This is a genomic window from Bacillus carboniphilus (assembly GCF_039522365.1).
Classification (GTDB): Bacteria; Bacillota; Bacilli; order Bacillales; family JC228; genus Bacillus_BF; species Bacillus_BF carboniphilus.
Genome location: NZ_BAAADJ010000006.1, coordinates 98,631 through 124,935 on the forward strand (window position 1 = coordinate 98,631; position 26,305 = coordinate 124,935).

The following is a 26,305-nucleotide window of genomic DNA, read 5'->3' on the forward strand; positions in this document are numbered from 1 at the left end:
TCAGAACTCAGCACCACTTTTTCAGAACTTACCCCCAATATCCGCACCAACACACAGTGTGGGACAGCAAACCTGTCCCCTCTGTCCCACAAAAAAACCCCCAAGCCGCAATAGCTTGGGGTTTGATGATTAAAATTTGTTTTGCGTTATGTTGATTCGATTGATGGCACGTTTTAGAGCTAGTTCAGCGCGCGTGTGGTCGATTTCGTCTTTGTTTTGTTGACGAAGTCTTTCTTCCGCACGTTGCTTTGCTTTTTCTGCACGCTCCACATCGATCTCGTCTGCTTTTTCAGCTGATTGGGCAAGGACTGTTACCTTGTCAGGACGGACTTCTAAAAATCCACCACTTACAGCTACCAAATCAGTTTGGGCACCCTTTTTTAAACGGACGACGCCAATCGCTAAAGGAGCCACCGTAGGGATGTGGCCTGGTAGGATTCCAAGTTCACCACTTTTAGCTTTTGTACTGACCATTTCCACGTCAGCTTCATACACCGGACCGTCGGGAGTCACTATATGGACATTTACTGTCTTCATGATTTATCCTCCTCGCTCAGTGTATTAGGCTTGCAATGCTTGTGCTTTTTCAATTACTTCTTCAATTCGTCCAACTAGACGGAATGCATCTTCTGGAAGATCGTCATGCTTACCATCTAGGATTTCCTTGAAGCCTTTTACTGTTTCTTTAACAGGTACATAAGAACCTGGTTGACCAGTAAACTGCTCAGCAACGTGGAAGTTTTGTGATAGGAAGAACTGGATACGACGAGCACGAGCTACAGTTAGCTTATCTTCGTCAGAAAGTTCATCCATACCTAGGATCGCAATGATATCTTGTAACTCTCTGTAGCGTTGTAGCGTTTGCTGAACAGAACGCGCTACGTTATAGTGTTCTTCACCAACGAACTCAGGTGCTAATGCACGAGATGTAGACGCTAGTGGATCCACCGCTGGGTAGATACCCATCTCAGAAAGTTTACGCTCTAAGTTTGTAGTCGCATCTAAGTGAGCAAATGTAGTTGCTGGTGCCGGATCCGTGTAGTCATCGGCAGGAACGTAGATCGCTTGGATAGACGTTACAGAACCTACATTTGTAGATGTGATACGTTCTTGTAATTGACCCATTTCAGTTGCAAGAGTTGGTTGGTAACCAACGGCAGATGGCATACGACCTAGTAGGGCAGATACCTCTGAACCAGCTTGCGTGAAACGGAAGATGTTATCGATAAAGAATAGTACGTCTTGACCTTGGTCATCACGGAATGATTCAGCCATTGTTAAACCTGTTAGGGCAACACGCATACGTGCTCCAGGTGGCTCGTTCATTTGTCCGAATACCATCGCTGTTTTATTGATAACTCCAGAGTCTTTCATTTCGTAGTAAAGGTCGTTACCTTCACGCGTACGCTCACCTACACCTGCGAATACGGAGATACCACCGTGCTCTTGTGCGATGTTGTTGATTAACTCCTGGATAAGTACGGTTTTACCTACACCGGCTCCACCGAATAGACCGATCTTACCACCCTTGATGTAAGGAGCAAGTAAGTCGATTACTTTAATACCAGTTTCAAGAATCTCAACCTCTGTAGATAGTTGATCAAATGTTGGTGCTTGTCTATGAATGGAATCACGACGAGCTCCTTCTGCCAATTCACCATCTAAGTCGATTGGTTCACCAAGAACGTTGAATACACGTCCAAGTGTTACGTTACCTACAGGAACTGAAATTGGACCACCTGTATCGATAACTTCCATATTACGAGTTAGACCATCCGTAGATGACATCGCAATTGTACGAACCGAATCGTCTCCTAAGTGAAGGGCAACTTCAAGCGTTAAGTCAATGTCTCTTTCAGATTCTGTTTGCGCTTTGTATTGAACTTTTAACGCACTATAGATCTCTGGAAGGTGTCCATTTTCGAATTTAACGTCGACAACTGGACCCATTACCTGAAGAACGCTTCCTTTGTTCATGACTTTCCCTCCTATTACGAAAAGTGCAAGTGCGGTATTCACCGCAGCTTGTCACCGTTTTTTCATTCCTGTTTAAGGGAGAATGACGCTCCCTTTCTATTCTAACGCCGCTGCTCCACCAACAATTTCCGTAATCTCTTGCGTAATTGCTGCTTGACGAGCGCGGTTATAATGCAATGTTAATGAGTCGATTAACTGCTTCGCGTTATCCGTAGCATTCTTCATTGCTGTCATACGGGAAGCATGCTCACTAGCTTTTCCGTCCAACAACGCACCATAAATGAGGCTCTCTGCGTATTGTGGTAACAATACTTTTAAGATCTCTTCTGCATCTGGCTCGAACTCATAGGAAATTAGTTTTTTACTAGCATCTGAAGAAATATCCGTTAGTGGAAGAAGTTTCTTCTCAGTTACTTCGTGTGAGATTACACTTACAAAGTGACTGTAGTAGAGGTACAATTCATCAATTGTTTCCTCCTGAAACATTTCAACTGCATGTGATGTTATTTCCTTAATGTCCGCAAATGATGGTTGGTCTGGCAGACCGGTAATATCTTGTACTACGTTCATACCGAGCTTTTTAAAGAAATTGAGTCCAACTTTACCGATTGCAATAATCACGTATTCGTCTGTTGACTTGTGACGATTTTTAATCTGTTGATGGACCTTTCTTAACACACTGGAATTGTATGCTCCAGCTAGACCACGGTCAGATGTAATAACGAGATAGCCAGTCTTTTTCACAGGACGGCTTTCAAGCATTGGATGTGATGCATCTTTGCTACCTAGAGCGATACTCGCAACGACTTCTTGAATCTTTTCCATATAAGGAACGAATGACTTTGCATTCATTTCTGCACGATTTAGTTTCGAAGCAGAAACCATTTGCATCGCTTTCGTAATCTGACTCGTCTTCTTCGTTGAGTTAATACGAGACTTTATGTCGCGCAATGATGCCATTTTGTTTCACCACCCTTTTCTCGTGCCCATCCAATTATTCTGAAACGGCAAATGTTTTCTTGAATTCTTTGATTGCAACATCTAGAGCATCGCCTTCTGGAAGCTTTCCTGTTGTACGAATTTGCTCAAGAACATCTGCTTTATTGGCATCCATCCAGCTGTGTAGTTCGCCTTCGAAACGACGAATATCTGCTAGTGGAATGTCATCTAAATGCCCTTTTGTTAAAGCGTAAAGGCTTGTTACTTGCTTTTCTACACGTAGTGGCTTGTGAAGGTCTTGTTTAAGAATTTCAACTGTACGAGCACCACGGTTTAGTTTTGCTTGAGTTGCTTTATCTAAATCAGAACCGAATTGAGCAAATGATTCTAATTCACGGTAAGAAGCTAAGTCTAGACGAAGTGTACCTGCTACACTCTTCATCGCCTTGATTTGTGCTGATCCACCTACACGTGATACAGAAAGACCTGCGTTGATCGCTGGACGAACACCAGAGAAGAATAGGTCAGATTGTAAGAAGATTTGCCCATCCGTGATGGAAATTACGTTTGTTGGGATATAAGCTGAGATATCTCCAGCTTGTGTTTCAACGAATGGAAGTGCTGTTAAAGAACCTGCACCTTTAGCATCACTTAACTTCGCTGCACGCTCGAGTAGACGAGAGTGTAGGTAGAATACATCCCCTGGGAATGCTTCACGGCCTGGAGGACGGCGAAGTAATAGGGAAAGCTCACGATAAGCTGATGCTTGTTTAGAAAGGTCATCATATACAACTAGTACGTGTTTACCGTTGTACATGAATTCTTCACCCATTGTTACCCCTGCATATGGAGCTAGGTATAGTAATGGAGCTGGTTGAGATGCTGAAGCTGTTACAACGATTGTGTAATCAAGAGCTCCGTGCTTTCTCAATGTTTCAACAGCTGCACGAACTGTTGATTCTTTTTGACCAATAGCGACATAGATACAAATCATATCTTGGTCCGCTTGGTTTAGGATTGTATCGATTGCAACAGATGTTTTACCTGTTTGACGGTCACCGATGATTAACTCACGTTGACCACGGCCGATTGGTACAAGCGCGTCAATCGCTTTGATACCCGTTTGTAGAGGTTCGTGAACGGATTTACGATCCATAACCCCTGGAGCTGCACTTTCAATCGGACGAGTTTTTGTTGTTTCGATTGGACCAAGTCCATCAACAGGTTGACCTAGAGAGTTTACTACACGTCCAATTAGTTGTTCACCAACTGGTACCTCCATGATTCTTCCTGTACGACGTACTTCGTCGCCTTCTTTAATTTCTGTGTATGGTCCAAGGATAACGATACCGACATTGTTTTCCTCTAAGTTTTGCGCCATACCCATAACGCCGTTAGAGAATTCCAATAGCTCACCAGCCATGACATTATCAAGGCCATGAGCAAGAGCAATACCGTCACCGACTTTAATTACAGTACCTACATCACTTACTTTTAGCTCAGATTGATAGTTTTCAATCTGCTTTTTAATCAGCGCACTGATTTCTTCTGCTTTAATGCTCACGGATTTCACCCCTTATTACTTTTATTAGCTTATAAGTTCACGCTTAAGGCGTTCAAGTTTTCCTTGTAAGCTTCCGTCAAAGATACGGTTACCAATTCTAATCTTTAATCCGCCAAGTAGGTCAGCGTTCACTTGATTTGTAATCTCAAGCGCATTCTTTCCAACTTTTTGTGCGAATACACTAGAAATCGCAGCCTTCTCATCGTCTTTTAATGGACGAACACTTTGAACAGTTGCTTCTGCAATACCCTTTTCATCGTTTGCTAGGCTAACGTAATCGATAGCCACATTTGCCATTTCAGTTTCACGATGACGATCCACTAAAAGCATAAGAGTATTTTGGACATATGGTGTACAAGCAGAGAAAATCTCCTGAACTAGAGCTTTCTTTCTATCTAGTGAAAGCTTTGGAGAATTTAGAAGGGCAAGTAACTCAGGCGTTTCAGCAACGACTTGCTTTACCACACGAAGTTCTTCTCCTACTACATCTACTTGGTTTTGTTCTTTAGCAAGTTGAAAAAGAGCTAGGGCGTATCTTTTTGAAACTGTGCTCATCGCTCTTCTCCTGCCTCTTTAATATATTGGTTGATAAGCGCTTGTTGCTCATCAGCAGACAAGTTCTTTTCGATAACCTTCGATGCGATCATAACTGATAGTGAAGCAACTTGTTCGCGAAGAGCGGATACAGCTTGCTCTTTTTCTTGAATGATTTCTCTCTTTGCTGCTTCCTTCATACGATCAGCTTCAGATTTTGCAGCTTGGATGATTTCTTCACGTTGGTCATCCCCAAGCTTTCTAGCATTATCAATTAAGCTCTGAGCTTCAGTTCTTGCTTCTTTTAAAAGTACACGTTGCTCTTCTAAAAGTTTATTTGCGTCGCGACGGCTATTTTCCGCTGCGTCAATTTCATTTGAAATGTGATTTTCACGATCTTTCATGATCTTCATTAACGGTTTCCAAGCAAATTTAGATAATAGGAGCATTAGTACTAAAAATGCAAATAGTTGGTAGATAGAATCTCCCCACGTAAAACCGCCAGCATTCAGGGCTAGTCCTTCTAGTAACACGGATCATTCACTCCCTTCAGAGTCTATAAGAACACTTTTTATCATCTAAAATAGAACATATAGTTCTACATTCTGTTTACTTTCTAGCACAAACACCATGGAAGGCGTCTTTCGCTTTTCTAATTACATAAAGGAATGGCGAAGGTTCTCATTCGAATGATCTTCGCCATTTTTGAACATTTAATAAATTTACTAATTATACTGAGAACGCGATAACAACCGCGATGATAGGAATCGCCTCTACAAGAGCAACCCCGATGAACATTGTAGTTTGTAACATACCACGAGCCTCTGGTTGACGCGCGATACCTTCAACTGTACGAGATACGATAAGACCGTTACCAATACCAGCACCAAGTGCTGCTAAACCGATTGCGATAGCTGCTGCAATAGCTTCCATTATAAAATTTCCTCCTTAGTATGTTTAAAAAATAGAATTTTGTATTACTAAAAAAATATATTAATGGTCGTGGCTAACTTTGTGAGCCATGTAAACCATTGTTAACATTATGAAAATAAATGATTGGATTGCACCTACAAAGATACTAAATCCTTGCCATGCTAATAGTGGAATAAAGCTTAAAACTCCACCTAAAATACTAGCTGCACCTGCTGACGCAAGCATTCCTAGTAAAATTTCACCTGCATAAATGTTCCCGTAAAGACGCAGACCAAGCGTTAGCGTGTTGGCAAACTCCTCGACTACTTTAAATGGGAACATGACTGGAATTGGTTCAAAGAAACCTTTTCCATACTTTTTGAAACCATTAAGTTTGACTGCATAAACGTTTGTTAGAATGATAATCATTGCTGATAGAGTTAACGTAATCACTGGATCTGCTGTCGGTGATTTCCACCATAATTCGTGATTAACTGTGATTGCAAAAGGTAATCCCAGCATATTGGACACGAAAATGTACATGATCAACGTTAATCCAAGGATATGGAATCGGGCACCTTCATGCCAATCCATATTACTTTTAATGATTCCTCTAACAAAATCTACTACCCATTCAATAAAGTTCTGAACACCAGTTGGCTTCATGGCTAGTGTTCTTGTACAAAGTACTGCTAGTAAAAATACAATGACGGATGACACTGTGATCATTAAGATGTTTGAGAGATTGAACGGTATGATCAGACCAAATAGTTCAAGCTCGTGTATCGGTGCTTCATGCTCCATGAATTTCACCTCTCTTCCCCGTTGTTTCTTTTGAGCACAAATTGAAGAAGTATATCTATCATAATGACAATGTAATATGTCATTAATCCGATTACCACACTAATTAGATCAAAAATCTCCGGGAATCGAACTGTTAGGAGAACAGCTAAAATTGCTGTAGCCAATCTCGAAACCATTCCTAATCCTTTCGTTCCTTGACCTTGAGCCACTGCTTCACCAAAGAGTCGAGTCTTTCTTACCAAAATCCAGAAATTGAATAGACTTAGGGTTGTCCCTAAAATCAACCCCGCAAAAACGGTTTGGTAGTCTGTGAATCCCCAGCCAACCACATATAAGGAGAGTAAAAACAATATGTATTTTGTTCCCCTTTGGAAAATGGTTTGAAGGTCATTCATGTACACTAATCTCCTGCATTGAAATGGCGAATCAGTTGAAGCATACCGAAAATTCCAGCACCTAACCCTGTAAGTAGTCCTAAAATGAGAAACAACGGCTCAGTACCAATTGCTCCGTCAAGCCATCTTCCTCCAAAAACTCCGACTAGGATACAACCGACTAATTGGGAAGTGATAGCAGACATAAGGGCCATTGCGCGAAATGGATGGTGGTCTTTCTTTTTCATGGACAAGACCTCAATAAAATGGAGTATTTACGGTGGTAAAACTTTTTAAGTAATGTAGAATAAAAGTCATTCTGAAAACCCTACCATTCTACACCCTTGAATAGCATACAATAGGGGTTTGTCAATGTCAATTGTTATAGTAAAAAACTAAAATGATTCTAACATGATGTTCACAATTTGCTCATATTTTTTTAGGGTTCCATCGGATTGTAAAAAAATGCTAAAATTGTAAAAAGTCATAGCGTTGAAAGGACATTTTTTATGAAAGTTTGCAGAAGAATTTCAGGTGCGAATATTGAGGTCATAGGTAAATATATCGCCACTCTTAATGGAGCGATGGAAAATCATATCGGTTACTTTGGGACTGACCCGTCTGATATAGAGGATGTTTTAAAAGAGATTTTAGAAGATGAAGAGAGTTTAATATTCATTGCGACGGGTAGTCTTGATGCAATAGAAGTGGCAGAGGTTGTTTTGGAGGGTGCGGATGAGGGCTTTGATATGCGCCCATTATTAGGAGTATTGGTATTAGATGTAGATTCTGAGCGAAAATGGGTTGAAGTGATGGGCCCATTTAGTGAATCTGTGTCAGATGTTGTGTTTACGAGACTTTGGGAGGAAGCGCTGAATGTAATCGGTGAGGGTTATCGTTACCAGTTGTTTTTTCATGAAGAAAACGTTTCGTTGTTGAGGTTTGCCGGGCGACATGGATTTTCGTTCAAAGGAAATGAACTTATATATGAAATCCGTGATTATGAATCCAAAGGGCATAAGTTGACGTTGTTGGCGGATGAGGATAAGGAGGTATTTGTAGCGTTACATAATGCTGTATTTCCGCGTACGTACTATGATGGTAATGAGATTTTAGAGCGAGTCGATGAAAACCAGCAGTTGTTTGTTCATTATAGTGAGCAGGGTACATTGATTGGATATGTTTATATTGAGGCAGATCCTCTGATGCAAGACGGTAGCGTTGAATTTGTTGGCGTTCATGCAGATTATCGAAAACAAGGGATTGGTCGGGAGCTTCTTGGGAAGGCGTTGGAATGGTTCTTTGTTGAGCGAGGGTTTACCGGGCTGGTCACCTTGTGTGTGAATGAGGACTTAAAAGGTGCTCAGAATTTGTATGAAGCCGTTGGGTTTGAGAGGAAGAAGATGTTGTTAACGTATTTGCGTGAGGGATAAGGAAAGGGCGCTCTGTGTGGGAGCGCCCTTTTGTTGTTTGGTAGCAGGATTTTTGTTAATGGTAGAGCCGGTTGTGGGTTACTATCGGAAACTTTGGTTGTGCTATCGGAAATTCTGGGCCTTCTATCAGAAACTTTGGCCGCGCTATCGGAAAATCCGGAGCTTCTATCGGAAACTTTGGCCACGCTATCGGAAATTCCGGAGCTTCTATCGGAAACTTTGACGCGCTATCGGAAATTCCGCGCATTCTATCGGAAACTTCGGCCGCGCTATCGGAAATTCCGGAGCTTCTATCGGAAACTTTGACCGCGCTATCGGAAATTCTTGGCCTTCTATCGGAAACTTCGGCCGCGCTATCGGAAAATTGAGCCATCCTATCGGAAATTCTTCGTCTTCTTCATCAAAAATCCCACTCCTAAACCGGCCCTGGGCACACTTTCTCAGAACTAATTTCACTGATATCTGTACCTAAATCCCCTTTATCTGAAATCAACTCACCAGTTTCCGCACTCAACACCCCTGAGTGGGACAGGGTTCCTGTCCCCTCTGTCCCACCACCGGCAGGAGGGCGGACCTCAGAGCCGCCGCCGACCTCTGTCCCACCGATTCGTTGGTCACCTGGTTTTGGGATGTAGAGGTCGATTTCTAGGATGTCTTGTTGTCCGCTTTTTTTAGCGAAGATGATGGCTTTGAAGGCTCCTTTGGGCATGGATTTGAAGTCGAGCTCTTTACTAACCATTCCATGGTGTACGTTTCGCTTCCAATCGAGGAAGCCTTGGAACTGCAGGGTATCCGGATTGTACAGGGCAATTCCCATTTCATCCGCGCCACCGGGTAGGTACATTTCGTATTTCCACATACCCTTTTGATCACTCGGTCCTATGTTAAAGCCCATGACTCTGGGATAATCCGGCTCGTTCACTACGAAAAGGTAGGGAATAGTAATGAGTTGTTTTCCCGCTGTCATTTCTAAATAACCGTCATATATGGATTCTTTATCACTTGCCTCTAAAAGGGTCATCGTAACGGTTACTTCTTTTTCCTCACCTGGCTGTAAGTCAAAAGATTGAGGCAACTGCCAGCGAATGACTTCACTATGATTAGGTACTGCAAACGAGTACTTAATTGGATTTTTTCCTACGTTTTTAACCTTCAGCTGCGCAGACTTTGTCTCCAAACCTTTCATATCTGTGTATTTCCCTAGCTCTAATGAACCCGGCATGACTAGACTTTCTGTTTGGACTGCCTCTAGGAGTTGAATTCGTCCCGCTCCCTGTTCAAAGGTATGGTACTTCCCACCTTCTTTGTTCGTTAAAACCTTTGACGTGTTCATGAGCGCAGCTTTTACCTCTTCTGGCGTCCAATCTGGGTGTGCTTGCAATAACAGAGCAGCTGCTCCTGCTACATGGGGTGCTGCCATGCTTGTTCCTTGTAAGGAAAGATACCCTTTGGGAACCGTACTATTGATGGCAACTCCGGGTGCAACAACATCCGGCTTTATATCCCAAGTGGACGTGACGGGTCCTCTTGAACTGAAGTCAGCGAGTAAGTCCTCTTCCTCTTTAAAAGCCATGTGCACCATCGGATCGCCTTTTTTCATTTCACTCAGTAAAGCTTCTCCCTCTTTTTTAGTAATCGAAGCAACAGGGATACTGACTTGTTTTTCTAAGTTCCCAATAAACGAGCCCTCAGTATTGTTGTATATGATGACCCCTTGAGCTCCCATTTGTTCTGCATTTAACACTTTTTCTGTAAACGTTAGTGACCCCCGTTCAACGAGCGCAATTTTTCCAAATGAATCTTTTAATTCATCTAATTGCCCGATACCTCCGTTCGCTAGCTCATAGGTCTTTTCAATCGACCATTTTTCAGAACCAATCAGAGGTTGTAGCGTCATTTCTTTATCTTCCAGTCCGTATGTAATGACAGGGATTCGAAGGGGAGGTGTAGACGCCCCCACCGAAATCGCTTCTGAAGCTGTTCCCGGAGAGCCAACCGTCCATCTTCTTGGGCCCGTGTTTCCATTGGAGGTAACCGCCACGATTCCATTTTTCACCGCCTGATTAAGAGCGATACTGACGGGAAGATCCGGTCCGTTCACACTACTCCCCAGCGAGAGATTAAGCACATCCACCTTATCTTTAATAGCCTGCTCGATAGCGGCAATGACTTGTTCGGTTGTACCATATCCACCTGGACCCAATGCACGATAGGCAATAATGTTCGCGTCTGGAGCCACCCCCTGAAACTTACCATCCGCCGCAATGATCCCAGCGACATGCGTTCCGTGAACCGTGTCTAACTCATGTCGACCATGTGTTTCCATCGGGTCAGAATCACCATCTACAAAATCCTTTCCTCCACTGTAGCTCCCTTTTAAATCGGGATGATTATAATCAATACCTGTATCAATCACACCAACGGTCACTCCTTTACCCGTAAGACGTTCATTCTTCGCATCAAAATAAGATCGAACATCTTCTCCTCCAATGTAAGGAATACTCCCTTCCCCCATTGCATGGTAAGGATTCACCTCTGAAACCATGGTGATTTCTTGCACTTCATTCAGTTTTCTTAATTCATGAACCTTCCCCTTAACCGAAAAACCATTCAAGGCATGTGTAAAATAATGCCGGATTTCAAGGGTAGGATATTGCTGTACCAGTTGTTGAATTTGCTCCTCGTTCCACTTGTCCTCTAAAACCACAATTGCTATCTTTTCTTCATTCAAGTCTTCTTTTGGAAGTGGTGGAATCTCAACCTCAATCCCAAAAGCCGGTTGCGCCACTCCTAGGTAGAGGACTAACAAACAGAGCCAGATCCGCTTCATCCATGAGCCTCCTATAAAAGTTCACTTTTACATAGACTTACCAATTTTGTTGAGATTATGCTTCATGGACTAAGACAGCTTTACAACGCAAAAAAAGCCAGACCCCAAATTGGGCCTGGCCTCATATCTCTATGCTTTAAACGAGTCTGGTTTTTCGGTTGTTTGTTTGAAGTAATAGCGGATAGCGTCTGCAATACGAGCTGATGCTTGTCCATCTCCGTATGGGTTGGAGGCTTTGGACATTTTTTCGTATTCAGCCTTATCAGTTAACAATTCATGCGCTAGGTTGAAAATGGTATCTTCATCCACACCAGCAAGCTTCAAGGTTCCTGCCTCGATACCCTCTGGACGTTCAGTCGTGTCACGAAGAACCAGGACTGGCTTTCCAAGCGATGGCGCTTCTTCTTGAATTCCACCTGAATCCGTTAAAATGATCTCACTTCTCGATAGGAAGTTATGAAAATCAATTACGTCAAGTGGTTCAATCAAATGAATGCGTGGATCGTTCCCTAAAATTTCGTCAGCCACTTCACGGACTGCTGGATTTAAGTGAACAGGGTACACCACTTGAACGTCATCATGACTTTCGACCATTCTCTTCACTGCTTTGAACATACTGCGCATGTTTTCACCTAGATTTTCACGACGGTGAGCAGTCATCAATACCAAACGGTCTGAACCAATCTTATCGAAAATTTCGTGATGATAATCATCTTTAACTGTCGTTTTTAGTGCATCAATCGCTGTATTCCCCGTGATAAAGATAGACTCTTCCACTTTATTTTCTTGGCGAAGGTTCGCAGCCGATTTATCCGTTGGCGAAAAGTGCAGATCTGCTAAAACCCCCGTCAGCTGGCGGTTCATTTCCTCTGGATATGGAGAATATTTATTCCATGTGCGTAGCCCCGCTTCCACGTGCCCAACAGGAATTTGGTTATAAAAAGCAGCTAAGCCAGCAATAAAGGTCGTTGTTGTATCACCATGCGCTAACACGATGTCCGGCTTTGCTTCCTTCATCACTTTGTCTAGCCCTTCAAGTCCACGAGTCGTTACATCTATAAGGGTTTGACGGTCCTTCATGATGTTCAAATCATAATCGGGTTCAATTCCAAAGATGTTCAAGACTTGATCAAGCATTTGACGATGTTGTGCCGTTACGGTCACAATCGTTTCGAATTGCTCGGGTCTCTTTTTAAGCTCAAGTACGAGTGGTGCCATTTTGATTGCTTCGGGTCTAGTTCCAAAGATGGTCATTACTTTTATTGGACGATCCATTTTATCCACCAACCTTTTAATAATCCGATCTTATTTCGTACCGAATAAGCGATCCCCTGCATCTCCTAAACCTGGTACGATGTAGCCTTTTTCATTTAGACGCTCATCTAATGCCGCGATGTAGATGTCCACATCTGGATGTGCTTCTTCCACCGCTTTTACCCCTTCAGGTGCTGCAATTAAACACATGAGCTTCATGTTTTTAGCTCCGCGTTTTTTCAAGGAGTTGATCGCTTCAACTGCAGAACCACCTGTTGCTAGCATTGGATCTACTACGATAAAATCACGCTCTTCTACATCAGAAGGAAGTTTTACATAGTATTCTACTGGCATCAATGTTTCTGGGTCTCTGTACAAACCGATGTGTCCAACTTTTGCAGCTGGGATTAGTTTTAAGATACCGTCAACCATTCCGATTCCTGCACGTAAAATAGGGATGATTCCAAGCTTTTTCCCTGCTAATACCTTTGATGTTGTACGACTCACCGGTGTATCAATTTCTACATCTTGAAGAGGTAGGTCTCTAGTTGCTTCAAAAGCCATTAGGGTTGCCACTTCGTCTACAAGCTCACGAAATTCTTTTGTCCCAGTGCTTTTTTCTCTTATGTACGTTAATTTATGCTGAATTAACGGGTGATCAAACACGTATACTTTAGCCAAAAACAATCTCTCCTTTTTATATCGCTGTTTTCACATACTTTGTTGCTTCTGTACAATAGTTGACTCAATTACAAAGGCCGTTGATTTCCGTTGCAGGTGCTTGCTTTCCGTGGGCGGTCCGGGAGCCTCCTCGTCGCTCGCGCTCCTGCGGGGTCTCCCTTGTCCCTTCCTCCCACAGGAGTCAAGCACCTTCCACTCCAATCAACTGTGGTTGAACTTTGATTGCAAGAAACAACAATCTTTACGAAAATTGCCTTTTGTATTTAATGCTAGGCAATTATTCACCTAGACACTTATGTAAATCATATAACTGTTATTTTGCACACTTCGTACAATTTTACAGAAAAAAAATTGCGAGGGCAATAATCTATTGAAATTGTTACGAAATCGTTAAACACCATAAAGAGCCCCCCATCTTCATAGCTGTGATATCTACGAGTTGGGGGGCCATTATATTAGCCTCTTTCAGGGTAAAGCGTAAAGCGGCTAGTTAGTGCCGTTACACGACCGCTTGCTTCTTCAAGAGCCTTTTCATCTTCATGATTTTTTAATACAAAAGCAATGATGGATGCAATTTCCTTCATTTCTTCTTTTCCAAATCCACGTGATGTAACCGCAGCGGTACCAATACGGATACCACTTGTTACGAATGGGCTTTCTGGATCGAATGGAATCGTATTTTTGTTAACCGTGATTCCGATTTCATCTAACACTTTTTCAGCTACTTTACCTGTGAGGTTTAATGAACGAACATCTAACAGTAAAAGATGATTATCTGTTCCACCAGATACTAGATCAAGACCTTCACTTTGAAGAGCTTCCGCAAGTGCCTGTGCATTTGAGATAATGTTTTCAGTATATTCCTTAAAGCTATCTGTCAATGCTTCTCCAAATGCAACCGCTTTTGCTGCGATGACGTGCATTAAAGGACCACCTTGGATCCCAGGGAAGATAGACTTATCAATTTTCTTCGCGAATTCTTCCTTACAAAGAATCATTCCACCACGTGGACCACGTAAGGTTTTGTGAGTCGTCGTTGTAACGAAATCAGCATATGGCACTGGGTTTTGGTGTAGCCCAGTCGCTACTAAACCAGCGATGTGCGCCATATCAACCATTAGGTACGCGCCAACTTCATCTGCAATTTCTCTAAACTTCGCAAAGTCAATCGCTCTTGGATATGCACTTGCTCCGGCTACGATTAGCTTTGGCTTATGCTCCTTTGCTTTTTGAAGAACATCATCATAGTTAATAGTATGAGATGTCTCGTCCACTCCGTATTCTACGAAGTTATATTGAACTCCACTAAAGTTTACAGGACTTCCGTGCGTTAAGTGACCTCCATGAGAAAGGTTCATTCCAAGCACCGTGTCACCTGGCTCTAAAACAGTGAAGTAAACCGCCATGTTCGCTTGAGCTCCAGAGTGAGGCTGTACGTTTGCATGCTCCGCACCAAAAATTTCTTTCGCACGGTCTCTCGCAATATTTTCAACTACATCTACATATTCACAACCACCATAGTAACGTCTACCAGGGTAGCCTTCTGCGTATTTATTCGTTAAAACGGAACCTTGTGCTTCCATAACAGCTTCTGACACAAAGTTTTCAGAGGCAATCAATTCAATCTTCGTACGTTGACGATCTAACTCTTTCTGCATCGCTTCGAACACTAATTTGTCTTGAGTATTAATGTGGCTCATTGATATTTCCCCCTTGTAGGATGGCAATTTTACGATAATTCTCAATTCCGTCATTATTGTATCATGATTATCCAATTGAAAAAAGAAACTTCAAGGAGATTGTAAACCTTTTCAACCTCGGTACTATTGTTTTTTGGTTAAAAGAAGCTTGTCCGCCTTCGTAATGCTGTCTTTTAACCAAGGTGGCGTCTTCTGGTGATTCAAGATTTCTTCGGAGGTCATCCAATAAATATTTTCGACTTCGTCCGGACTTTTGCGGTAAGGTTCGCCTGAGGCAATTTCTCCTAGAAACACGATATTGATGACATGCACTGAGTCCCCAGCCACAAATGATACTCCGTGAACATACCGAACATTGTCTTTTAAAATGATACCTAATTCTTCCTCTACTTCTCTTTTGACCGTATGCTCCAGAACGTCTGCCACATTTCCTTCCTGATCTACCTTTCCTCCAACAAGTGAAAGAGTTCCTGGTTCATGCTCTTCTTTTAGCCCTCTTTGAATGATTAACCAACGTCCGTCCTTATGTATGGCTGCTTCTACATTGACTATAAACATAGGGGGTGGCCTCCTCTTTTTATTGATATGTTTATGTATATTGTACCTTTTTGGGGTTGGGGTGTGGTGGATGAGTTTTGAGTGGTGGTGGTTTTTGTGATGGGGGCTGGTACTTTCCAGTGGAGGCCGCTTTCTTTCCGGCGGAGCAAGTTCATGGTTTGGATTGGCTTTTTTTATGGGACATTATATTTCATTTATGGGACATATCTACTCTCTTGTGAGACACTTCCACCCTTTTATGGGACATTTCCACTCTCTTATGGGACACTATCCTCATCGGTTATATGACACAACTCGCCCTCACTTTAAAGTCCCTCTCAAATCAAAACAAAAAAGCCGCACAAGGCGGCCCCACACTACGCAACTTTCACTTTCTGTTTTTCTCCCCCACCCATTCGCTTAATCGCAACTCCGATCAGGAACAACAGTGAGATCACACCAAACACAATGACCATTTTCTTGAATCCGATCGTATCCAGGAAGAATCCTGTTAGGAGCATTAGGATTTGGAAGATGATGTTCTCCACCATTCCTCTAATGGAGAAGAAACGCCCGTGATGCGATTCTGGGATTTCCGTTTGGAAAATGGTTGTGATAATTGGAAATAGCGAACCTGCCGCTAATCCAAAAATCGCAAACGAAACAACCGGCATGAATGAAACATCTGCAAAGAATAATGAAAGCTGAGTTAAAGAGATAAACAGGGTGATCAATAGTAACGGTTTGATATTTTGCTTATCTTTAAAGAATCGTTTTGCCATGAAGGTTCCCACTAGTACCGCTAATCCTTCAGCCGTATATAAAATTCCTTTAATTCCTGGGTTTCCTTGCATTTCTCCGATTTCGATTACCATCAGGTTAAATCCTGCGAGGAAAAAGAAACATGGAATCATGAGTAAAAGTCCGTTAATAACCATTGGCTTTCCTTTTATAACCGGCCAAAGTTCTGTGAAAGTAGAGACGAAGTTTTCCTTCTTCTTCTCTTTTACTTCCGTTTTTACATCTCCTTCGATTCGAAGAAAAGCAGTTGCAATCAATAAAACGAAATAGGAAATCATCGTGACCAGATAAAGTGCATTCAATGACATGGCGACAATCATCACGCCACCCAGCGCAGTCCCTACAATTCTTGCACCGGTAAAAATATTCATATAGACACCATTTGCTGCTAATAAGTGTTCCTTTGGTACGATTCTTGGAATGACCGTTTGCATCGCTGGATTAGCAAATGTGACCGTAATTCCAATCACAAAAGTATACACAACCATCCAGGCTACCGAGTTATAGGCAATCGCTAAGAACATGAAGCCAATCGCAACCGTTCTGACAAAACTCGTAATCATTAACACTCTCTTTTTTTCCGAGCGGTCAATGACACGCCCTGCCATCGGAGCAAGAAAAACACCAACCACGAATCCCGCTAATATGATTAAAGCTTGTAGGAATGAGGACTCTACATTCCTTGCTAAAAACTCAAGGTTTCCAATGATTCCAACCCATAAACCGATGCTGGAAACCCCTACCCCTAAGATGATGATGAGAAAATTTCGATTCCACATATTTAATTGTCCTTCCCCTTTTTACTTCGAGACACTAAATTCTTATCTATTATACTGAAATACTCTCGAAAAAGAATCCCCTAATTTTTAGGAAAATAAAAAAAGAGACCTCTTTCACAAGGTCCCTCATTTAACACGATTCATTCTCAGGCGAATCCACATAAACAGCTCGTTCTCCACCAATCAACTTCGGTCGTGTACTAGCAAGTGTAACATGTGCATGTCCCACTTCCTTCTTACTGACTCGAATCGGTACAGCCACTGCTTTTAAATGCATACCGATAAACGTGTCACCAATATCTATACCAGCATGCGCTTGAAGCGATTCGACTACAACCGGCTTTTGGAAATGTTTATATGCGAAAGTGGCCATGGCGCCTCCCGCTTTTCGAACAGGGATGACCGTTACGGGCTCTAAGCCGTATTTTTCCGCTGTTGCTTCTTCGACTACAAGCGCACGGTTTAGGTGTTCACAGCATTGAAATGACAGGTGAACCCCAGTCCGTCCCTGAAGTTCCTTTAACTCTTGGAAAATCATTTCCGCGACTTGATCCGTTCCCGCTGTTCCAATTCGTTCACCCGCAATTTCGCTGGTGCTACAGCCGATGACCAGGATTTTCTTTTGGTTCAACGAAACCTGCGACTCGAATTCTTGGAGAATTTGCTTCCAGTCTAGCTGAGCTTGTTTTAGCCAATCCATTGTTTCATCACAACCCTACAGGTTCTTTTGCTCATATTCTGAGATTTTTCCGATTCGGTTCGCGTGACGTCCACCTTCATACTCGGTTGTAAGCCAGGTCTTCGCAATTTCGCGTGCTAGGCCCGGTCCAATAACGCGCTCACCCATCGCTAGCATGTTGCTGTCATTATGTCCACGAGTTGCCTTTGCACTGAAAACGTCATGAACAAGCGCACAGCGGATTCCTTTTACTTTGTTCGCCGAAATGGACATACCGATTCCAGTTCCGCAAATTAAAATACCTCTATCGAATTCGCCGCTCGCTACTTTTTCAGCTACTGGGAGTGCATAGTCTGGGTAGTCTACGGATGTTTCACACTCACAACCAAAGTCTTGAAATTCTATTCCTAATTCGGTTAATAACGCTTTGATTTCTTCTCGGATATTGATACCGCCATGATCTGAAGCAATTGCGACCTTCACGTAAGGTTCACTCCTTCTGTTTTCATTCTAGCTTTATTTTGTCATAACTTTTTTGAATTATAAAGTTTTTAGGCAATTAAAAAGTCACCCTTTACACGAAGTGAAGGGTGACAATTTCTTATAACTGAAACTTCGCAATCGCCTGCTTCAATTTATCAGATTGCGCTTTTAGTTCATTTGCTAGTGTTTCGACATGTCGGATGACATTGGATTGTTCTTGCGTTGCAGCCGCTACTTCTTGTGCTCCCGCTGATGTTTCTTCTGCGATTGCGGCTACTTCTTGTGATTGAGTGGATGTGTTTTGGATATGTTCCATTTGTTGGTCGACTAGATCAGATATGCTTTGGATGGACTCTGCCACTTCATGGATCGTTTTAGCCATTTCCTCCATTGCGGTTTGGGTAGCCGTTCCTTTTTCTGTCTCTTCTGCTGCTTTTTTAACTTGAGCTGTAATTTGACTGACGACGTTTCGAACTTCCCCTTGAATGCTTTGAATCAATTTGGAGATGTCAGAAACGGCTTTTGTACTTTCATCGGCAAGCTGACGGACTTCTTCTGCAACAACAGCAAAGCCTTTTCCATGTTCCCCAGCACGAGCCGCTTCAATGGAAGCATTTAGCGCCAAAAGGTTCGTTTGTTCAGCAATGTCCCCAACTAACTTGATGATTTGTCCGATTTTTTTCGCATGGCTCTCTAGCTCTTGAACAACCGCTAACGATTGTTCATTTTCCTTAGAAAGCTCACCCAGACCTTTTAATAAGGACTCAATGACAGCGGTACTTGTTCTTAAGTCTTCTACCATCTCTTCGGACACTTTCTTCGTAGAAGCCGCTTGTCCACGAACATTTTCTGCAATTTTTACAACATCTTCAACCGATTCTACAGTTGTTTGAACAGAAGATGCTGAGTTTTCTGCTCCTGAAGAAATTTCGCTGATGGTACGAGAGATGCTTTCTGCCTGGTCGGCTGCCCTTAAAGATTCCTCTGAGATGGCTAGAACTTTTTCACCCGTTTGGTTGGCTGCATCTCCTACTTCTTTAACCATTTCCCGTAGATTTGTTGTCATTGTTTGAAAGGCTAAACCTAGTGCACGAATTTCATCGTCTGACTTAGATACTTCAATTTCAGTATGTAGATTTCCAGATGCCGTTTCTAAAGCGGCTTTTTCCAATTGTTTAATTGGTTTAACAATCCAACCCGCTGCAATAAAGGTTAAGATCCCTGACCAGATAGCCCCTAATACTAGAGTAAGCAGGGTAAAAGTCCCCTGACTCACTCCAATTAGTTCGTTAATTGGTTCATATAAAAATGAAATAAAAATAGCACTTGTTGAATATGTAATAATCGCTAGTGTAAATGTTAATATGACTAACTTTCTTCGAATGCTTAACTTATACCCTGTATGTTCCCCCACTGTGTGCTCCCTCCGTTACTTCTCATTTTCTAGTTTTTTTATTGCTTTTTTTATAAGACTAATTAATTCTGAATACGTCATGCGGTAGACTTCTAGATCTCCGCCGAAAGGATCCATTATATCGCCCTTTTCCCCTACATATTCTTTCAGCGTGAACGTCTTGCTTTTGGCTGACGGGAAACTGGTCTCAATCTGCCACTTATGTCCCTCTGTCATTGTAAAGATATGTGTTGCCCATTCTATTAACTCCTCCGTTAGTGGCTGAGATGAATGAGAGCACTCCATATTATTTTCAGAAAGAACTCGTTTCGTATGTGGGGATGCATCACTACCATTTGATGCAAATATCCCTGCGGACTGCACATCAAAACCTTCTTGGTCCATAGCTTTTACAATAGCTGCAGCCATCGGACTGCGACATGTATTACCTGTACATACAAATAAAATCTGTTTCATGTCAACATCCTCCTTGACTACCATTATAGACCAGTCTTTCACCGCATAGTAGGCGAGCAGAATCCTTTTTTCAGAAAAGTTCTATTCCTTATATCGGTAAAAGCTGGCACTTGTTTATTTAATTGCACCATTCTAGGCAAAAAAAATAACAGGACTCCATGTCCTGCCACTTTTTTTAAATGGGTAGTAATAATTTAATGCCAAACACAAAAAGGATACTACCACCCAGTGCTTCACTATATTGTCCCAGTAGCCCCTGTACTTTTCGTCCCAAAAGTAATCCAATCCAGGTTAACAATGTAGCCGCTAGTCCAAAACAGATCACTGCAACAATGGTTTTAGCCCCGTAGATCCCCAAGGTAAGGCCAACCGAAAAGCTATCTAAGCTAACGCTAAGGGCAAACACCATTAGACCCATACCCACAGGTCGAATTGGGCTGGATTCCTCTGCTTGAAAACTTGCCCAGAACATTTGTAAGCCTAATATTATGAGCAAAAGTCCTCCTGCATAGCTTGCAACTTGTCCGAATGTATCCGATAAATATCTGCCCGCCATCATTCCAAGTAGGGGCATCCATACATGAAATAAACCGACCGTTAGGCCTATCAATACTATTTGCTTTAGCCTTAGTTTGATCATTCCCATTCCAAGTCCAATGGAAAATGCGTCCATTCCTAAAGCAAAAGCCATGATTAGTAAAGTGATGAGTTCTCCAAATGCTGTCACGCTTGTTCCTCCTTTGGACGTGCCTGATGATAGCATATGCAGTCCATTAGGAATTTAGAAGAAACAGAAGTGGAATTTGGAAATAAAAATAATGACTTTTAACGAGGCCCGCAGCCCGAATACACTTCGCTTTCCGTGGGCGTCCCGTGAGCCTCCTCGCTTCGCTGCGGGGTCTCACTATGTCCTCTTCTCCCACAGGAGTCAACGTGTATTCGGGCTGCTCAGCAGTTTCAATAATATTTTCCACTTGAATTTAAGTTAACAATAGAAAAAGAAGCCAAAGTGACTTCTTTAATTTTTAACTACATTATTTTTTCAAATTTTCCTCAGTTAACACTTGATTCCCCGCGGCCTTTCGCAGTCGGTTCATGATGGCTTGTCCGACTCCTTTTTCAGGGAATGTTTGACTGAGTAAGATATCCACATTGAGTTGGTCGCTTTTTCTGAGGGTGTCATATAAGGAATGGGCTACACTGGATAGCTCTTCTTCACTTCCAATTACAATGGTTGCGTCTGCCGTTATGTTTTGGTGGTTCTCTTGAGTTGATAATACTCCAACCCGCTTACCCTCTTGGTTAAAACGATCCACGAATTCCTGGAGCAGTTGAATGGGTCCCTCTACTAAAAATAATGGGTGCTCCGGCGCATAGTGACGGTATTTCATTCCCGGTGACTTTGGCGCTTCTTTTTCATCCTTTAGTGCAGGGTCTACTAGAACTTCTCCTATCAGCTCGCGGATATCTTCTGCGGTAATACTTCCGGGTCTCAGGATAATCGGGATATCCCCCGTACAGTCCACAACTGTGGATTCCAAGCCATATCCGGTTTCTCCTCCATCTACAACGCCTTTAATTCGCCCGTGTAGATCATCTAACACATGCTTAGCTGTTGTTGGGCTGGGTCTACCGGATCGATTAGCACTTGGTGCTGCAACTGGTACATCCGCTTCCTTTAATAATGCGATCGCAACAGGGTGCTCTGGTACACGAATGGCTACCGTATCCAGCCCCGCCGTTACAAGCTCAGAAAATACGCCTTCTTTCTTTTTAAAAATTAAAGAAAGAGGACCTGGCCAAAATGCATTCATCAGTTTTTCCCCAACCGGAGTTACTTCATCTACCAGTTCACGAAGCTGATCTTTTTCAGCAATGTGGACAATAAGTGGATTATCACTTGGCCTTCCTTTTGCTTCAAAAATTTTCTTTACTGCGGTGGAATCTAAGGCATTCGCCCCTAATCCGTATACCGTTTCTGTCGGAAAAGCTACCACTTCTCCCTTACGAATTTGATGGGCAGCGTCCTTAATTTGTGGATTTCCCCACAAATCGTCCACACTGCTATCCACAATCCACAGACTTGTCCCCATACGTCCACACCTCTCTATATCTATTTTTGCTCTTTTTGTTATCAGTTTGTCCACATTTTGTGGGTAGGTGGTGGATAACTCTGTGGATAAGTGGCTGTTTTTAACCGTTTTCAGCCTAGATTGGAAAATGTTTATCCACAATCACAGGCTTTTTTTAAAACTTTTACACAATTCTCTGCATGAACATAACAATTTCTGATTGTAGAAGCTGTTTTCCATGCTCTGAAAGGGAAAGTTCCTCTGGTACCTCTTCTCTATCCACAGCGTTAAACCCTAAAGCAGCTAAAAACGGAACCGAACTGTTTCGGTTTGTCGCTAACAGTAACTGTTTTACTTGTTTTTCCTGTGCAAGCTGCATCATCTTTTCAAATAGTAGGAATAGACCTTCTTCCCGAACACTCGGCATCATAACAAGTGAACGCATCAGTCCTACTTGTTTCAAAGGTTCTACTCCTAAACATGCTACACATTCTTTGTTCTCTTTTTCAAGAATAATAAAATACTCGTATAAACGATCCACACCCTCGGAACTAACTCCAGCATGTTCTAAAAATCTTTTTAATGAAGCAACATCTTCTTTTCTAGCAAACCTTGATTGATATACCATGTATTCTACCACCTCTTTATCATCTCTTACTAATACATATGATTTAAGAGAGTAAATAGAACAAAAATGATATAAAAGACCATTCATCTGATAGAAGAATGATCTTTTGATAGTACTCGTTTAAAAGATAGACTTAAAGAAGTCTACGATGAAGAATCGTACTTCTACTTCTTCCTCTTTCTCTTCCACATACACTGGGTCTTTCTTCTCTTTTTTATCAGCCTTTGATAGTTTTACAGTCTTTTCTTTTGTATCTTCTTCTTTTTCCACAGGGTCGTCTTCAAACCCAGGTGAGGTTGCTACACCATTTGAGAAATCGACAAAGCATAGAGGAGGGAATAATACACACCACCAGTTTGCACCGGTACCCTCACCGATTGTGATAAGTACCGCTTCGTACTCACCAGCCGGATATAGAAACTCACCGTACAATTTCGTCGGGAACTGAACTTTTTCAAAATCTACTTTAATAGAATGTTGACTTCCTTCTTCTTTTAACACTCTTTGTGCAATTCTCTCAATCTCGGGTAAATTCCCTTTGATCGTATCCCTCGCCGCATCTAGCGAAGTTAGATCCTCAACCCAAGCTGTAATCGCCTTGTTGACTTCATCTCTAACCTTTTCTTTTACAAGTTGATCTTTTTCTGAATCACTATTTGCTAGAATGCGGAGGCGAATCGCTTCATTCGGTATCACTACCGCCTCGTTGGCTACCGCATCATTTTTTGGAATATATAAAGAAACAAGAGTCCCTACTACTAATAGAAAAATATAAGATCCCGCTAGAATTTTGGCTTTCATGGGATACACCACCCTTTCACTAAGACAGTGTGGCCAGGAATTCCAAATCTTAAACTATCAAATTGAAAAAAATGTGGATTTTATATTTTTGTGAGATTAGTAGAGTTGGTTTGGCAGTGAAATTTGATGGGTGAAAGGTGGATTTGGGGATGGTATGGGGCACTTTAGGGTGACTATCGGAAACTTTTGCCCGGCTATCGGAAATTTTGAGCTCTCTATCGGAAACTTCTACCCCGTTATCGGAAATTTTGACCTCTCTATCAGAAATTCCTGCCCACCTATCGGAAAAGATTGGCGCTCTATCGGAACCCCCGCCTCTCCCATCGAAGCTACCGCCCCCTACCAAAAGCAAACTCCCTATTTTACAAAAACCCGGCTACTCCCAAATCAAAAAAAGAAGTGCTTACTCCCAGTTTCGAGAAGCACACACTATTCCACCTCTAAATAAACCATTCGTTCTTTCCCGTTTATGTCTAATTCAACTGAAGCATTAAACTCAGCATTGACCTCTTTAAACAGATTCGCGACAGCTTCCCCTTGACCATGCCCGATTTCTAAACCGATGCAGCCCGGTGTGGAAAGTAAACCAATCGCCTGCGGAATTAACTTTCGATATATGTCTAGTCCGTCTTCACCCGCAAAGAGGGCAAGGTGTGGCTCGTGATCGGTTACAACCACAGACATGTCCTCCCTGTCTCGATCCGGGATATAGGGTGGATTAGAGACGATACAATCAAATCTCGTACCCTTGCCCTCAAACGGTGAAAGCAGGTCACCTTCCAAAAATGTAATATCCGCTTCAAGCTTACGACTATTCGCCTTCGCAACATCCAGGGCATCCTGTGAAATGTCCACAGCGTATACCTCCCAATGTGGCCTCTCCTTTTTTAAGGTAATCGCAATAGCCCCGCTACCCGTTCCAATATCGACAACGCGAAGCACCTGATTTTTCGGAAAAAGTTTGTCCGTTCTTTGCAGAATTCCTTCAATCAGTTCCTCTGTTTCTGGACGGGGAATCAGTACATTCTCATTCACATCAAAGTCTCGACCGTAAAATTCGGCGTATCCCATTAAATATTGAACGGGAGTCCCCTTACAATGTTCCTTCACTAGCTGCTTGAATAACTCTACTTTCTCATCGGCAATAGGGTCTCTCATGTGATAAAAAAGCTTTGACCTTGTCCAATTATGAACATGCTGCATGAGCCATTCACCAGCATTGGCATCTCGACCATGAACGTGTAAAAAAGAAGAAGCCCAAGTGAGGGCTTCCATTACTTTTGTTTCACTCATAGATCTGCATTCTCCAGCCTGCTTGATTGATCTTCCATGATCAAAGCGTCAATGACTTCATCTAGACGACCTTGTAAAATTTGGTCAAGCTTTTGGATCGTTAGACCGATACGGTGGTCGGTTACACGGTTTTGCGGGAAGTTGTACGTACGAATACGTTCTGAACGGTCTCCCGTACCTACTGCAGATTTTCTTTGCTGATCATATTCCGCTCGTGCCTCTTGTTGGAACTTATCATACACACGTGCACGTAGAACCTTCATCGCTTTTTCCTTGTTCTTGATTTGGCTCTTCTCATCTTGACAGGAAACAACCGTCCCAGTCGGAATGTGAGTCAAACGAACAGCAGACATTGTCGTGTTTACACTTTGTCCTCCAGGTCCACTGGATGCAAATGTATCTACACGGATATCTTTTTCATGGATATCGACTTCTACTTCTTCCGCCTCTGGAAGACAAGCTACTGTTGCAGTCGATGTATGGATACGACCACCGGATTCCGTTTCAGGGACACGTTGAACGCGGTGTGCTCCGTTTTCATACTTCAGTTTTGAGTAAGCACCGTTCCCGTTAATCATAAAGATAATCTCTTTATAACCACCGACACCCGTTGAGCTTGCCTCAATCACTTCTGTTTTCCAGCCTTGCGCTTCTGCATAACGGCTGTACATTCTGTAAAGGTCTCCTGCAAATAGGGCAGCTTCGTCCCCTCCGGCAGCACCACGAATTTCAAAAATAACGTTTTTATCATCATTCGGATCTTTCGGGATCAATAGTATTTTCAGACGAGCTTCGAGCTCTTCTAGACGATCTTCAAGCTCATCAATCTCTTCCTTTACCATTTCTCTCATTTCCGCATCTAACTTTTCTTCAAGCATGGCTTTCGCTTCATTAAATTGCTCTTTAGCCTCTTTATATTCGCGATACACTTGAACTGTTTCCTGGATATCAGACTGTTCCTTTGAGTATTCGCGAAGCTTTTTTGGATCATTTACGATTTCAGGATCACTTAAAAGCTCATTTAAACGTTCATATCGGTCTTCAACTGCTTGTAGACGATCAAACACTAGACTTCACCTCATATTCTGCATAACATTGTCATTATATTACATTGGGTGTTAAAAGGTCAAAGTGGATTTAAATCCAGCGTTTTAACTTTTTGCTTTGTTAAATTTTCTAAAAAATCTAACAATCCCGTTGACATTAAATTCGATTCTGTTAATATAATGGAAAATAAATCCTTTAATACGGAAATACGTTGAAGAAGACAGGTTCATTGAATGAGGGTCTAAAGAGAGCTGGTGGGTGGTGCAAACCAGTGGTCTGATCAATGGATAGCCCTTCTGAGTTAGCAAGCCGA

General features: G+C 42.4%; 27 protein-coding genes and 1 other annotated feature (1 of these 28 running past the window's edge). Of the genes, 1 reads left to right on the plus strand and 26 read right to left on the minus strand.

Annotation, left to right across the window (positions count from 1 at the left end):
- Positions 1 to 129: 129 nt before the first annotated feature.
- The 10 genes from ABDZ91_RS04030 to ABDZ91_RS04075 all read right to left on the minus strand — a co-directional run bounded on the left by ABDZ91_RS04030 (position 130) and on the right by ABDZ91_RS04075 (position 7,352).
- Positions 130 to 537: a F0F1 ATP synthase subunit epsilon gene (locus ABDZ91_RS04030; protein ID WP_343796597.1), complete on the minus strand. Its 408-nt coding sequence runs from the start codon at positions 535 to 537 to the stop codon at positions 130 to 132.
- A 24-nt stretch (positions 538 to 561) separates the two neighbouring features.
- Complete coding sequence (gene atpD / locus ABDZ91_RS04035) at positions 562 to 1,977, minus strand: F0F1 ATP synthase subunit beta (RefSeq protein WP_343796599.1); 1,416 nt, start codon at positions 1,975 to 1,977, stop codon at positions 562 to 564.
- Between the two features lie 96 nt (positions 1,978 to 2,073).
- Complete coding sequence (locus tag ABDZ91_RS04040; protein WP_343796600.1) at positions 2,074 to 2,937, minus strand: F0F1 ATP synthase subunit gamma; 864 nt, start codon at positions 2,935 to 2,937, stop codon at positions 2,074 to 2,076.
- Between the two features lie 34 nt (positions 2,938 to 2,971).
- Positions 2,972 to 4,480 carry a F0F1 ATP synthase subunit alpha gene (atpA, locus tag ABDZ91_RS04045; RefSeq protein WP_343796601.1) on the minus strand — a complete coding sequence of 503 codons (1,509 nt, stop codon included), beginning with the start codon at positions 4,478 to 4,480 and terminating at the stop codon, positions 2,972 to 2,974.
- Between the two features lie 24 nt (positions 4,481 to 4,504).
- The gene (locus ABDZ91_RS04050; protein ID WP_343796602.1) at positions 4,505 to 5,035 is read right to left on the minus strand and encodes a F0F1 ATP synthase subunit delta; all 531 of its coding nucleotides are present in this window, start codon (positions 5,033 to 5,035) and stop codon (positions 4,505 to 4,507) included.
- Positions 5,032 to 5,547, minus strand: a complete 516-nt coding sequence (gene atpF / locus ABDZ91_RS04055) for a F0F1 ATP synthase subunit B (RefSeq protein WP_343796603.1) — start codon at positions 5,545 to 5,547, stop codon at positions 5,032 to 5,034. Before atpF ends, ABDZ91_RS04050 begins: the two co-directional genes overlap by 4 nt.
- A 196-nt stretch (positions 5,548 to 5,743) precedes the next feature.
- The gene (gene atpE / locus ABDZ91_RS04060; protein WP_343796604.1) at positions 5,744 to 5,947 is read right to left on the minus strand and encodes a F0F1 ATP synthase subunit C; all 204 of its coding nucleotides are present in this window, start codon (positions 5,945 to 5,947) and stop codon (positions 5,744 to 5,746) included.
- A gap of 60 nt (positions 5,948 to 6,007) precedes the next feature.
- A complete protein-coding gene (gene atpB, locus ABDZ91_RS04065; protein WP_343796605.1) occupies positions 6,008 to 6,730 on the minus strand; it encodes a F0F1 ATP synthase subunit A in 723 nt (240 codons plus the stop codon).
- A 5-nt stretch (positions 6,731 to 6,735) separates the two neighbouring features.
- Positions 6,736 to 7,125 carry an ATP synthase subunit I gene (locus ABDZ91_RS04070; protein WP_343796606.1) on the minus strand — a complete coding sequence of 130 codons (390 nt, stop codon included), beginning with the start codon at positions 7,123 to 7,125 and terminating at the stop codon, positions 6,736 to 6,738.
- A gap of 5 nt (positions 7,126 to 7,130) precedes the next feature.
- The gene (locus ABDZ91_RS04075) at positions 7,131 to 7,352 is read right to left on the minus strand and encodes an AtpZ/AtpI family protein (RefSeq protein WP_343796607.1); all 222 of its coding nucleotides are present in this window, start codon (positions 7,350 to 7,352) and stop codon (positions 7,131 to 7,133) included.
- Between the two features lie 261 nt (positions 7,353 to 7,613).
- Here ABDZ91_RS04075 and ABDZ91_RS04080 point away from each other — a divergent pair, with 261 nt between their 5' ends.
- Positions 7,614 to 8,537 (plus strand): GNAT family N-acetyltransferase, encoded by a 924-nt coding sequence (locus ABDZ91_RS04080; RefSeq protein ID WP_343796608.1) that lies wholly within the window; start codon positions 7,614 to 7,616, stop codon positions 8,535 to 8,537.
- Positions 8,538 to 8,952: 415 nt separating this feature from the next.
- On the opposite strand, the gene ABDZ91_RS04085 is transcribed toward ABDZ91_RS04080, so the two are convergent.
- The 16 genes from ABDZ91_RS04085 to prfA all read right to left on the minus strand — a co-directional run bounded on the left by ABDZ91_RS04085 (position 8,953) and on the right by prfA (position 26,012).
- Complete coding sequence (locus ABDZ91_RS04085; protein WP_343796610.1) at positions 8,953 to 11,367, minus strand: S8 family serine peptidase; 2,415 nt, start codon at positions 11,365 to 11,367, stop codon at positions 8,953 to 8,955.
- A gap of 129 nt (positions 11,368 to 11,496) precedes the next feature.
- Positions 11,497 to 12,642, minus strand: a complete 1,146-nt coding sequence (gene wecB, locus ABDZ91_RS04090; RefSeq protein ID WP_343796611.1) for a non-hydrolyzing UDP-N-acetylglucosamine 2-epimerase — start codon at positions 12,640 to 12,642, stop codon at positions 11,497 to 11,499.
- A gap of 30 nt (positions 12,643 to 12,672) precedes the next feature.
- A complete protein-coding gene (gene upp, locus ABDZ91_RS04095; protein ID WP_343796612.1) occupies positions 12,673 to 13,302 on the minus strand; it encodes a uracil phosphoribosyltransferase in 630 nt (209 codons plus the stop codon).
- 455 nt (positions 13,303 to 13,757) lie between these two features.
- Positions 13,758 to 15,002, minus strand: coding sequence for a serine hydroxymethyltransferase (gene glyA, locus ABDZ91_RS04100; protein WP_343796613.1), 1,245 nt, complete (start codon positions 15,000 to 15,002; stop codon positions 13,758 to 13,760).
- Positions 15,003 to 15,125: 123 nt separating this feature from the next.
- On the minus strand, positions 15,126 to 15,560 hold the full coding sequence (locus ABDZ91_RS04105) for an NUDIX hydrolase (RefSeq protein WP_343796615.1): 435 nt from the start codon (positions 15,558 to 15,560) through the stop codon (positions 15,126 to 15,128).
- Positions 15,561 to 15,916: 356 nt separating this feature from the next.
- A complete protein-coding gene (locus tag ABDZ91_RS04110) occupies positions 15,917 to 17,119 on the minus strand; it encodes an MFS transporter (protein WP_343796616.1) in 1,203 nt (400 codons plus the stop codon).
- Positions 17,120 to 17,249: 130 nt separating this feature from the next.
- Complete coding sequence (locus ABDZ91_RS04115) at positions 17,250 to 17,819, minus strand: TIGR01440 family protein (protein WP_343796618.1); 570 nt, start codon at positions 17,817 to 17,819, stop codon at positions 17,250 to 17,252.
- A 15-nt stretch (positions 17,820 to 17,834) separates the two neighbouring features.
- Entirely contained in the window at positions 17,835 to 18,281 is a 447-nt protein-coding gene (gene rpiB / locus ABDZ91_RS04120; protein WP_343796619.1) for a ribose 5-phosphate isomerase B, read from the minus strand.
- A 118-nt stretch (positions 18,282 to 18,399) separates the two neighbouring features.
- On the minus strand, positions 18,400 to 19,695 hold the full coding sequence (locus ABDZ91_RS04125; protein ID WP_343796620.1) for a methyl-accepting chemotaxis protein: 1,296 nt from the start codon (positions 19,693 to 19,695) through the stop codon (positions 18,400 to 18,402).
- 15 nt (positions 19,696 to 19,710) lie between these two features.
- A complete protein-coding gene (locus tag ABDZ91_RS04130) occupies positions 19,711 to 20,151 on the minus strand; it encodes a low molecular weight protein arginine phosphatase (RefSeq protein ID WP_343796622.1) in 441 nt (146 codons plus the stop codon).
- A 175-nt stretch (positions 20,152 to 20,326) separates the two neighbouring features.
- On the minus strand, positions 20,327 to 20,842 hold the full coding sequence (locus ABDZ91_RS04135) for a manganese efflux pump MntP (RefSeq protein ID WP_343796692.1): 516 nt from the start codon (positions 20,840 to 20,842) through the stop codon (positions 20,327 to 20,329).
- 343 nt (positions 20,843 to 21,185) lie between these two features.
- Complete coding sequence (locus ABDZ91_RS04140; RefSeq protein ID WP_343796624.1) at positions 21,186 to 22,244, minus strand: L-threonylcarbamoyladenylate synthase; 1,059 nt, start codon at positions 22,242 to 22,244, stop codon at positions 21,186 to 21,188.
- 163 nt (positions 22,245 to 22,407) lie between these two features.
- Positions 22,408 to 22,851, minus strand: a complete 444-nt coding sequence (locus tag ABDZ91_RS04145; RefSeq protein ID WP_343796625.1) for a hypothetical protein — start codon at positions 22,849 to 22,851, stop codon at positions 22,408 to 22,410.
- Between the two features lie 120 nt (positions 22,852 to 22,971).
- Positions 22,972 to 23,652: a stage II sporulation protein R gene (gene spoIIR, locus ABDZ91_RS04150; protein ID WP_343796627.1), complete on the minus strand. Its 681-nt coding sequence runs from the start codon at positions 23,650 to 23,652 to the stop codon at positions 22,972 to 22,974.
- A 429-nt stretch (positions 23,653 to 24,081) separates the two neighbouring features.
- On the minus strand, positions 24,082 to 24,945 hold the full coding sequence (gene prmC, locus ABDZ91_RS04155) for a peptide chain release factor N(5)-glutamine methyltransferase (protein ID WP_343796628.1): 864 nt from the start codon (positions 24,943 to 24,945) through the stop codon (positions 24,082 to 24,084).
- The gene (gene prfA, locus ABDZ91_RS04160; protein ID WP_343796630.1) at positions 24,942 to 26,012 is read right to left on the minus strand and encodes a peptide chain release factor 1; all 1,071 of its coding nucleotides are present in this window, start codon (positions 26,010 to 26,012) and stop codon (positions 24,942 to 24,944) included. The genes prmC and prfA overlap by 4 nt, the downstream gene beginning before the upstream one ends.
- Positions 26,013 to 26,194: 182 nt before the next feature.
- Positions 26,195 to 26,305 (plus strand) — a binding site (T-box leader) (it continues 118 nt past the right edge of the window).